General features: G+C 49.2%; 9 protein-coding genes and 1 pseudogene. 6 read left to right on the top strand and 4 right to left on the bottom strand.

Annotated features, from left to right (window positions below):
• Nucleotides 1-300: 300 nt before the first annotated feature.
• Together V2P20_RS02435 and V2P20_RS02430 are read right to left on the bottom strand one after the other, a co-directional pair.
• Nucleotides 301-723: a hypothetical protein gene (locus V2P20_RS02435; protein ID WP_331815769.1), complete on the bottom strand. Its 423-nt coding sequence runs from the start codon at nt 721-723 to the stop codon at nt 301-303.
• On the bottom strand, nt 720-908 hold the full coding sequence (locus V2P20_RS02430) for a hypothetical protein (protein ID WP_331815767.1): 189 nt from the start codon (nt 906-908) through the stop codon (nt 720-722). Before V2P20_RS02430 ends, V2P20_RS02435 begins: the two co-directional genes overlap by 4 nt.
• A gap of 110 nt (nt 909-1,018) precedes the next feature.
• On the opposite strand from V2P20_RS02430, the gene V2P20_RS02425 reads away from it, so the two are divergent.
• The 5 genes and pseudogenes from V2P20_RS02425 to V2P20_RS02405 form a co-directional block, all read left to right on the top strand.
• Complete coding sequence (locus tag V2P20_RS02425) at nt 1,019-1,390, top strand: helix-turn-helix domain-containing protein (RefSeq protein ID WP_331815765.1); 372 nt, start codon at nt 1,019-1,021, stop codon at nt 1,388-1,390.
• 139 nt (nt 1,391-1,529) lie between these two features.
• On the top strand, nt 1,530-4,346 hold the full coding sequence (gene uvrA, locus V2P20_RS02420) for an excinuclease ABC subunit UvrA (RefSeq protein WP_331815763.1): 2,817 nt from the start codon (nt 1,530-1,532) through the stop codon (nt 4,344-4,346).
• 125 nt (nt 4,347-4,471) lie between these two features.
• Nucleotides 4,472-4,876, top strand: coding sequence for a hypothetical protein (locus V2P20_RS02415; protein ID WP_331815761.1), 405 nt, complete (start codon nt 4,472-4,474; stop codon nt 4,874-4,876).
• 302 nt (nt 4,877-5,178) lie between these two features.
• Nucleotides 5,179-5,406 carry a hypothetical protein gene (locus tag V2P20_RS02410; protein ID WP_331815759.1) on the top strand — a complete coding sequence of 76 codons (228 nt, stop codon included), beginning with the start codon at nt 5,179-5,181 and terminating at the stop codon, nt 5,404-5,406.
• 52 nt (nt 5,407-5,458) lie between these two features.
• Nucleotides 5,459-5,809: pseudogene (locus tag V2P20_RS02405) on the top strand (integrase core domain-containing protein); the annotation flags it as partial.
• Nucleotides 5,810-5,878: 69 nt separating this feature from the next.
• Here V2P20_RS02405 and V2P20_RS02400 read toward each other — a convergent pair.
• Entirely contained in the window at nt 5,879-6,823 is a 945-nt protein-coding gene (locus tag V2P20_RS02400; RefSeq protein ID WP_331815757.1) for a glycosyltransferase family 8 protein, read from the bottom strand.
• A gap of 108 nt (nt 6,824-6,931) precedes the next feature.
• Entirely contained in the window at nt 6,932-7,537 is a 606-nt protein-coding gene (locus tag V2P20_RS02395) for a PKD domain-containing protein (protein ID WP_331815755.1), read from the bottom strand.
• 827 nt (nt 7,538-8,364) lie between these two features.
• Here V2P20_RS02395 and V2P20_RS02390 point away from each other — a divergent pair.
• Nucleotides 8,365-9,975 (top strand): LamG-like jellyroll fold domain-containing protein, encoded by a 1,611-nt coding sequence (locus V2P20_RS02390; protein WP_331815753.1) that lies wholly within the window; start codon nt 8,365-8,367, stop codon nt 9,973-9,975.
• Nucleotides 9,976-9,989 lie beyond the last annotated feature (14 nt).

The following is a 9,989-nucleotide window of genomic DNA, read 5'->3' as shown; positions in this document are numbered from 1 at the left end:
CTAACCCAAACGATAATTTTAAAATGGAGCCGGATTAAGACGCGTCGTTTAGTCGACGCGTATCCGGACTTTCAGTCCGTTATTCGAACCCACCCGCTTGAGCGGGTGGTTGTTTAGTTCCACCTTGAGTGTTAATGGCTAACGGCAAATCTATGTCGGCATTCCACCAAAGCAACTGGAGTACTTCGAAATAGCATTCATAGTAGTCTTCGAAATCCATCAAAGAAGCTGAGGCGTCATGCACACGAATGCAGAACTCAGAGAAGTCGCTAGGCGACAGGTTTTTCATTTGGCGAGGCATTATTGAGGTACTCCAATTTCAAACCATGCACCACAATCGCGGCATGGAACATTGGTATATTCGTCGTTATCCCATACGTAACCTGTATCAAGACAGACAGAACATTCATAAGAAGCCCCCTGCCCTACAGCTTCGACAGGCTGAGCAGGGGACAGGGCAAGGCCTGTCGAATCCGATAAAGAAGAATCTTTGAATGAGGCATCCTTTTGACCAAGCTCAGCAATATAAGCATCGTGCAATTTCAAAACCCGATCAAAGCGTAAATGAATGCGTACTTTATTTTTAAGAATCAAACGCTCCAAACGGTCATGGCGCTCTGATTTATATTGAGTTTGATAAGCCGCATTATTCAATGAAGAAGTCAGATCAAGAGCTTGATAATACAAAACCCTCGCTGCTTCTAATTGTTCTTTAATGTTCATAGCTTGCCCTCTTTTGATTCTGAAGGAAGAACACAAGCGCCAAAGCCTGATTTATCCATTGTTGATAAAGCGTGAATAAGCTCAACACCGGCCAAGGTATAACCGGAAAAACAGCCAACAATGAAAACACCAAGGATTAACAACAAAGCATTAAATAATTTTTTTTCTCTGTTTGAATCATTCATAGCTTGCCCTCTATGGTAAATTTAAATTTAACGTTCAAAATAAATTTAACATTGTGCATTTTTATATGTCAAAGTAAATTGAACACAAACACTAAACGAGAGGTAACAAAATGAAAACCATGTATGAATATCTGATTGATGTTAAAAGGAAATTGAACATTCCTTCGGATAATAAACTAAGTGAATTTCTAGGATTAACGCGCGCATCAATTGCGATGATAAAAAGCGGCGGAAGCGTATCAGACGCAACAGCATTAAAAATTGCTGAAGCACTGGAAATTGAATATGAAGAAGTATTATTGGCCGCAACAGCTCAAAGATCTAACAACCCCGTAATAAGGAAAGCATGGGAAAATATTTCCAAAAGATCAGGAATAGCGGCCAGCGTTTTTATTAGTGGAAGCCTTAGCGCAAATGGGCTAGAAGCGCTTTTATGGATGATTCAAGAGGCAGGGAATAAGGGTATTTTGTATATTATGTAAAATTGTAGATAATAACCCTAAATTTGTAAGTAGTAACCCAAAGCTTATCATCCATCTGAATGTCCATTGGTCTGCCGCGTTGAATCATGCCTATTTTGAACGTATATTATAAAGTTGTTTTGATTGACGGAATTATTTGATGGATATCATTAGCATACGTGGCGCCAGAACGCATAATCTGAAAAATATCGATCTTGATCTGCCCCGGAATTCACTCATTGTCATCACCGGGCTCTCCGGTTCCGGCAAGTCATCGCTGGCTTTTGACACGATTTACGCTGAAGGCCAAAGACGCTATGTTGAATCGCTTTCCGCCTACGCCCGCCAGTTTCTGTCGATGATGGAAAAGCCTGACGTCGACCATATCGAAGGTTTGTCGCCGGCAATCTCCATCGAGCAGAAATCAACCTCGCACAATCCACGCTCAACCGTCGGCACGATTACCGAAATCTACGATTATTTAAGATTATTATATGCGCGGGCCGGCACGCCGCGCTGCCCTGAGCATCAGGTCTCGCTGGAAGCGCAAACGATCAGCCAGATGGTCGATCAGGTGCTTGCCCAGCCCCAGGACCAGCGCTGGATGCTGCTGGCGCCGGTCATCAGCCAGCGTAAAGGCGAACATACCCAGTTGCTTGAAGACCTGCGCGCGCAAGGCTTTATTCGAGCCCGTATCGACGGCGTCGTGTACGACCTGGATGAAGCGCCGGCATTGGATCTGAGAAAGCAGCACACCATTGAAGTCATTGTCGACCGCTTTAAAATTCGCGACGATATCAGCCTACGGTTGGCCGAGTCTTTCGAGACTGCCCTGCGCATGGCCGACGGTATCGCTGTCGCTGCCTGCATGGATAACGGCACGGAGCTGCTGTTCTCCGAGCGCTACGCCTGCCCGCATTGCGGTTACAGCCTGAACGAGCTGGAGCCGCGCATCTTCTCATTCAACAACCCGAAAGGCGCCTGCAGCAGTTGCGACGGCCTGGGCGTGCGGCAGTACTTCGACCCCGATCTGATCATTCACAATCCCGACATCAGTCTTGCCGGCGGCGCGATTCGCGGCTGGGATCGTCGCAATGCCTATTATTACCAGATCATTTGTTCGCTGGCCAAGCATTACAACTTCGATCCGGAAATTCCGTTTTCGCAACTGCCCAATGATATTCAATCGATGATCCTGTATGGCAGCGGCAATGAGACCATCGAATTCAAATTCATGACCGGCACCGGCGGCGCCAAGAAAAGGCGTCATAGCTTCGAAGGTATCATCGCCAATATGGAGCGGCGCTATCATGAAACCGATTCGCAGATGGTCCGGGAAGAGCTGTCGAAGTATTTGTCCAACAGGATCTGCAATGTCTGCGGCGGCGCGCGGCTTAACATCTCGGCCAGAAATGTTTTCGTTGAAGATTTACCGATTCATCATCTGACGCGCTTCCCTGTCCGCAAATCGCTGGATTTTTTCAAGCACCTTAAATTAACCGGCAAACGTGGCGAAGTTGCGGGAAAAATCGTCAAGGAAATTCAGGAGCGCCTGGAATTTCTGGTCAACGTGGGGCTCGACTACTTGACGCTGGACCGCAGCGCCGAAACGCTGTCAGGTGGCGAAGCGCAGCGCATACGCCTGGCCAGCCAGATCGGTGCCGGACTGGTCGGCGTCATGTACGTGCTGGACGAGCCGTCGATAGGCTTGCACCAGCGCGACAATCAGCGCCTGCTGAATACCTTGTTCCGCCTGCGCGATCTGGGCAATACCGTGATTGTGGTCGAACACGACGAGGATGCCATACGCTCGGCGAACCACATCGTCGATATCGGCCCCGGCGCCGGCGTCCACGGCGGGCGCGTCATCGCCCAAGGCGCGCTGGAAGACATACTCGCCAATAAAGATTCTCTGACGGGTCAGTATTTATCGGGCAAAATCGAAATTACCGTACCCGATTCGCTGACGGCCGTTGATAAAGATAAACAAATCGTCATACGCAACGCGCGCGGCAATAACCTGAAAAATGTCGATATCGCCTTCCCTATCGGTTTGCTGACCTGTGTCACGGGCGTGTCCGGATCCGGCAAGTCCACACTGGTCAACGATACGCTGTATTGTCATGCGGCGCGTCTGATCAACCGTGCAGGCGCCGTTCCGGCGCCTTGCGATGCCATTGAAGGGCTGGATTATTTCGACAAGGTTGTCGATATCGACCAGAGCCCGATCGGCCGCACGCCGCGCTCGAATCCGGCCACTTATACCGGCCTGTTCACGCCGATACGGGAACTGTTTGCGGCTACGCCCGAAGCGCGCTCGCGCGGCTACACGCCGGGCCGGTTCAGCTTTAATGTCAAGGGCGGCCGTTGCGAAGCCTGTAAAGGCGACGGCGTCATCAAAGTGGAGATGCATTTTCTGCCCGACATCTTCGTCAACTGCGACATCTGCCATGGCAAGCGTTACAACCGCGAAACACTGGAAATACGCTACAAAGGCAAAACGGTCAATGAAGTGCTGGATATGACCGTCGAGGACGCGGCCGCCTTCTTCAGCGCCGTTCCGACCATTGCCCGCAAACTGGACACGCTGACCGAAGTCGGCCTGAGCTACATCACTTTGGGGCAAAATGCGACGACCCTGTCCGGCGGCGAGGCGCAACGCGTCAAACTCGCCAAGGAACTTTCCAAACGCGATACCGGCAAAACTTTATATATTCTCGATGAGCCGACCACGGGCCTGCACTTCCACGATATCAAGCAGTTGCTGTCGGTTTTGCATACCCTGCGCGATCACGGCAATACGGTCATCGTCATCGAGCACAACCTGGACGTCATAAAGACAGCAGACTGGATCATCGATATGGGTCCTGAAGGCGGCGACGGCGGCGGTACGCTGGTGGCCGAAGGCACGCCGAAACAGGTTTCGGAAAATCCGGCCTCGCATACCGGTGTTTATCTGAAGCGATTTTTCGAATGACCGGCATGGCTTGGCGTCAGCCAGCCAGGATTCAATGGAAACTAAGCGCCCATGCCTACTGTCAGATTAGCTGATGCTTTCCAAAGCGAAACCTTCAATGTAACGCTATCGAGAGAGGATGAGTCATGCGCAATCAGACAACAGAGAATAGACCAGGCACCGATTTCGGTATATTTTATCCGCTCGGCTATCTTGTCGTCGCGTTTCCGAACCAGGAAGATGCGCGGCAGGTACAGCGGGATCTCATGGCCGGCGGGTATGACCAGGCCGATTGCGAGTTTTATACATGCAAAGAAGTGGCTGATGCGGCACAACGTAATCTTGCTGATAATAAGGGCTTTCTGGCGCGGTTGGGCTGGAGTGATGAAGCGGTGAAAGCCCATCTGGAAGCCGCCAAGCAAGGCTCCGCGTTCTTGCTGATCTATGCGCCCGGCGATACGGACGCAGCACGCGCGATGAACGTCATTCGGCGTGTGCCGTTTGATTTTGCCCACCGTTACCAGCGCTTCACGATCGAAAAAATTAAGTAACCCCGGCTATCATGAGCGGCAAATCAAACAGTGTTCCAAGGGGGCTCGGTTTTATACCTTTCCCATGGCGGAGGCCCTCTGCCTTTGCTTGGCGATGACGCGCACAAGGAAATGATAACACTGCTTAAAAAAGTGACGCCCGATCTTGGCAATCCCTCGGCTATTGAAATGGTTTAATGAAACCGGACATTTCTAAAGGCAGACTTTATACTGTCAGTAGAGGTGATCATGACGAACGACAAAACACACAAGCGCCCCAAATACAGTCTGGAATTCAAACAAGGTGCAAGCCAAGCTAGTTCTTGAAAAAGGCTACAGTCAGCAACAAGCCGTCGATCATTTGGGTATATCGCAACTGGGTGCGAGCAGAACGCAAGCCTTCGGGCAAGGAATCGGCTACGAAAAAATCCTGTTTGAATCTGGCGGATCAAGATGAATTGATCCGGTTACGCAAGGAAAATGAACAATTGCGGATGGAGCGCGAAATATTAAGAAAGGCCGCCCTCTTCTTTGCGAAAGAAGCCGAATAAAGTACGGGTTTATTCAGGCGCAACAGAAGACGTATAAACCTCACTCTGTGTCAAAGCCTTGCAAATGGCCTTCTGGCGACGTAAACCGCCGCCCGACCTGCTGCATCACTCTGATCGTGGCAGCCAGTATGCAAGTCGGGAATATCGCCAACATCTGGCAGTCATGGGCATGGAACAAACCATGAGTCGTAAAGGCAATTGCTGGGACAATTCGCCGACCGAACGATTTTTTCGCAGTTTGAAGCATGAGCCGCTCAACTACGAAAAATTCAAAACTAAAGAAGCGGCGAAACTGAGCGTGATCGACTATTTGGCTTTTTACAATGGCCGCCGATCCCACTCAACATTGGGCTATCAATCCCCGATCGAGTTCGAGCGGGAGTTTTATAGAAACGCTGCCTGAACAGGTGTCCGGTTTTTGTTGATCATTACATGACCCGGTGGCGCTCGGTAACGAGTGTCCCTAGCCACCCTACACTCTCTTTGCTAACGCAACAGAACCTCTAATTTTGTTCCAAATGTTCCGTAAAAAAGGATATTGTCTCAGAATGCCTTTCAATTGATGCCAATAGCCTTGAAGCGTATCCAATAACTTATCCAAGGGAGTGCGAGCAAAGCAAGTTCGACTTCGAAAGGCATCGTAGAAGGAAGCATTCAAGTTGGGCATGCTTGCATTCCAGGGCTTCGACTTCCACACAAAGTGAACAATCCCAGGCCGTTGCTCGGGAATAATATCCAAGAGCCTTTGTTTTTCGTAATAATCCTGAAAGTTCCATCGGGGATCCAACTTTTTCCATAAGCCGTCGCAAGCGACGTTAAGAGCGTCTTGATCCGAATAGGGCGAATGGGGATACAGATTGAGATATTCCAGTGCTTTCTCTGAGATCTGCTCCTTCCGCCAGCGTTGGAGATCAATGAGAAGGATGCCAGCGTTGAAGTAGTCTCGGACTCGAGGTACATCTTTGAGATCTGGCTCTCTCCGCTTAATCTGTGAATCCATGCCGTCTAGCACGGCCCCCACAATGAATCCTTCAAGAGGCGTTTCCCACAGTGACCCCAGATCATCGAGAACGAGGATATCCGCGTCCAGATACAATACTCTCGATACGGAGTCAGGAAAGATCTCGGGAATTACAAAACGCGCATAAGTCATTTTGGAAACATGTGACATGGTATAGAACTTCCGGAAAAGCTCCAAGTCCACTGGAACCCAACGGATCGACGCAGATCCCTTGGGCAAGGAGTTTAAAACTTTTCGTCGTGTATTGTCAGAAAGGCCATTCGCGAGAACGTGAAAATCAAGAGGCCAGCTATTTTGATTCGCCTCTACAATCGACCTGAGAGTAGTTGCCAGTGGCATAGCATACGCCTCGTCGCAAGCCAGCACTATTGGATAGCTTATCTTTTCTAAATCCATCTTATATGTACCTCATTAGTGTAGCCATATAACTCATCTGATCCCTAGCTTGAAATGTTTTCCTTGATTAGGTCCGTCAGACATTCACTTGATTTCCCCGGTAGTTCCTCACTTGGCCTCCACGGTAATCAGGTTCCTCTTAGTCCTGGTGACACTTTCATTTGGTCCGATCAATGTCAGACTTACGCTATACATTCCTGGATTAGGGTAAGTCGCAATGACGACTTCAGCAGTCGTGTTGGTTACGGAAGGCGTGAGGGAACCTGGAAAATCCCATTGCCAGCTTATGATTGTCCCGCTGCTGACAGGTGTGAAGTTCACTACTAAACCTGGAGCGCCGCTGGTTGTACTGGTCGTGAAATCCGCCATGAGCGTCGCCTTAATAGGAACTATTTTGCTGACTTCATTGGAGTAAGCGCTCTCGGTCTTCCCGGCCGAATCATAGGCCTTCACCACGAAATAATACTTTTGACCTTCTTGCAATCCGCACACCGTGAGCGCGGTCTTGTTGCCGGCATCAATGTTTGAGCTGTACTTGCCGCTGCTCGGGCCGTAGGAGACGATATAACCGCCGACATTGGGGGACGGGCTGGCATCCCAGGCCAGATTCACGCTGGCTGCGAAAAGCTGGCTGCTGAACAACAGGGCGAGTCCGACCAATCCAAAGCACGGAAACTGCTCGCGCGAGAAAATGTTTACAAGATAATGGTTCATAATGATTTTCTCTTCCTGAACATGTCTACTATCCGACTTTTAATATTTCGAAAGCTACCCTTCCCTATCCATTAAGCTCTCAAAAATTGAAAGTCTTATCCAACAATCCGGCTTTTCTTAACAGTTAATTCTTTGTAACCGCCAATCTTTCCCAAAAATAGCCGCGCTTAAGACTTCGGTAACAAACTGTTGGAAAAATTTAGGCATCAGCTGCCCTGATTGAGGTTGAAACTTCATTAACATGACCAGTTCCTGAATGGATTGGCAACCCAATATAGCCTCCTCAGCGCTTGTGGCTTGGGATTGGCTTGGCTGATTGCCTCATTAACCTATTTTATTAGGTGTTTCTACTTAAGTAATTTTACGTAGATTTAAGAGAGTTTTAATTAATGCTGCTTACTATTAGTCCTGCTTTAGTTACAAAGAGGAAAAAATATTTACATCTTTTTTAACTCAATTAGCGCTTTTAGAAGCTTTTAACATGTTGGGTTCATGGGGATCATACAGCCAGTTGGATGAGTGGCGTAAGCCTTCAATCCCATTGGCGTCTAGGTTACGGCCATAAGTGATGATAAGTAACAAATTCAGTTTTATTATCCGGCCGTTTAGTACGAATATCCATTAGTACAAACACTTATCATTGGACTGATGCTCAACTTGCTAGCGTGATTTTTTAAATAGCTCCTTTGCTGTTTCGAATTCTATTTTTCGCCTTTATCACAAAAAAGAAAAACAAGACTAGCTTGTATCCGTTTAGTTGATCTTCCCCATAACATCTTAAAGTCATCTATTAACCTTAAGCCCGATTCCTATAATTTAAGAGGGCCATGGAAACAATTATGAACAGTTATTTAAAAAACACCTCTTCACGCAAGCTTTTTCTGCGTCCTGGACCCGCTGGACTCGCCCTGTTGCTGTTCAGCAGCCAACCTTTCGCAGCCAGCGTGAATCTGGCCTGGGATGCCAGCCCGTCCCCCAATGTCGGCGGCTATATCGTCTCCTACGGTCCGAGCAGCGGCAAGTACACCGAGAGTATTGATGTCGGCAACAAGACCGCGCTCACAATATCGGGAGCGAAAGAAGGTGCCACATACTATGCCGCCGTGAAGGCCTATGATTCGGCCCGGAAGACCGAGAGCGCTTACTCCAATGAAGTCAGTAAGACAATACCGGCCACGGCAAAAACTACCGTAGCCACTAATGGAGCCACTAGCGGGGCAGCTGATGGAGCTACTAGCGGAGCCACTAATGGAGCCACTAGCGGAGCGGCTAATGGAGCCACTAGCGGAGGCACTGCAGGAGCGACTAATGGAGGCACTACCGGCCAGGTTACCCGTAATAATGGCTTGGTGGCAGCCTACGGATTTGAAGAGGCCAGCGGCAATACGGTTGCGGATGCCTCGGGCAAAGGCAATCATGGCACTATTCGGGAAGCCGCCAGAATCGCCAAAGGCCGTTATGGACAAGCACTGCAGTTTGACGGCGTGAATGATTGGGTCACGATCAAAGACAGCCCATCATTGGATCTTTCAACCAGCATGACTCTCGAGGCATGGGTCAACCCACAGTCTCAGGCTGGCGAAAAAGCGTTGATTGCGAAGGAACAATCCGGTGGCGCAGTCTACGGCCTTCTTAATGCCGATGCTAATGTACCGGCTGCTGGAATTTATGACGGACAATACCATGTTCTCCCCGGCCCGAACCCGCTGCCAATGAACCAATGGACCCACCTTGTGGTGACCTATGATGGACAATACGGACGGCTTTATATGAATGGCGTTGAAGTCGCCAAAGGCGCAGAAAAAAGCCTGATTCAAGCATCCAACGGCGAACTGCGCATCGGAGGAAACAGTACTTGGGGAGCCTATTTCAAGGGCCTTATCGATGAAGTGCGAATTTATAATCGAGCCTTGAGCGCTGCGGAAGTCCAGTACAACTTGAAGACTGCAATCAGTGTTTCAAATCCGCCGAAATTTGTCATGGGTGATAAAAACGAAGAACCTTGGGTCGAATACGTACCTCAAGGCACTGCACAAGCGTACCAGACTGTATCCAAGAAATCCGGTGTGCTAACTCAAGTGAAGGTTTATCTGGACGCCAGCACAACTGCGACACAATTGGTTGCAGGCATCTATAAGGATAATAAAGGGCATCCTGGCGCTCTTGTTGCTCAAGGCAAGTTGAATACGGTTAAGCCTGATGCATGGAACGCGGTTTCGATTGCCGGCGCCTCTGTGACCGCAGACAAACCTTACTGGATCGCGATCATGGGACCAAACGGGGAAGTCGGATTCCTGGACCGAGTAGGATCGGGTAAAGGTTTGCTGGAAAAAAGCACTGGCCGCAATGCGCTGAAGGACTTGCCCAATACTTGGACTGGTTCGAGACGCGGCTATAAAACCAATGCGTCAATGTCAGTCTATGGAAATGGGTATTAATGCCGGACCTGATT

The organism is Methylobacter sp. Wu1 (assembly GCF_036553575.1).
Taxonomy (GTDB): Bacteria; Pseudomonadota; Gammaproteobacteria; order Methylococcales; family Methylomonadaceae; genus Methylobacter.
Note: the sequence above shows the minus strand (reverse complement) of the source record. Positions and strands in the feature narration are given on the sequence as shown.

Excerpts from the sequence above, each read along its gene's own strand:
- V2P20_RS02435 (WP_331815769.1), bottom strand. The coding sequence starts at position 723 with ATGAACATTAAAGAACAATTAGAAGCAGCGAGGGTTTTGTATTATCAA.
- V2P20_RS02430 (WP_331815767.1), bottom strand. The coding sequence starts at position 908 with ATGAATGATTCAAACAGAGAAAAAAAATTATTTAATGCTTTGTTGTTA.
- V2P20_RS02425 (WP_331815765.1), top strand. The coding sequence starts at position 1,019 with ATGAAAACCATGTATGAATATCTGATTGATGTTAAAAGGAAATTGAAC.
- uvrA (WP_331815763.1), top strand. The coding sequence starts at position 1,530 with ATGGATATCATTAGCATACGTGGCGCCAGAACGCATAATCTGAAAAAT.
- V2P20_RS02415 (WP_331815761.1), top strand. The coding sequence starts at position 4,472 with ATGCGCAATCAGACAACAGAGAATAGACCAGGCACCGATTTCGGTATA.
- V2P20_RS02400 (WP_331815757.1), bottom strand. The coding sequence starts at position 6,823 with ATGGATTTAGAAAAGATAAGCTATCCAATAGTGCTGGCTTGCGACGAG.
- V2P20_RS02395 (WP_331815755.1), bottom strand. The coding sequence starts at position 7,537 with ATGAACCATTATCTTGTAAACATTTTCTCGCGCGAGCAGTTTCCGTGC.
- V2P20_RS02390 (WP_331815753.1), top strand. The coding sequence starts at position 8,365 with ATGGAAACAATTATGAACAGTTATTTAAAAAACACCTCTTCACGCAAG.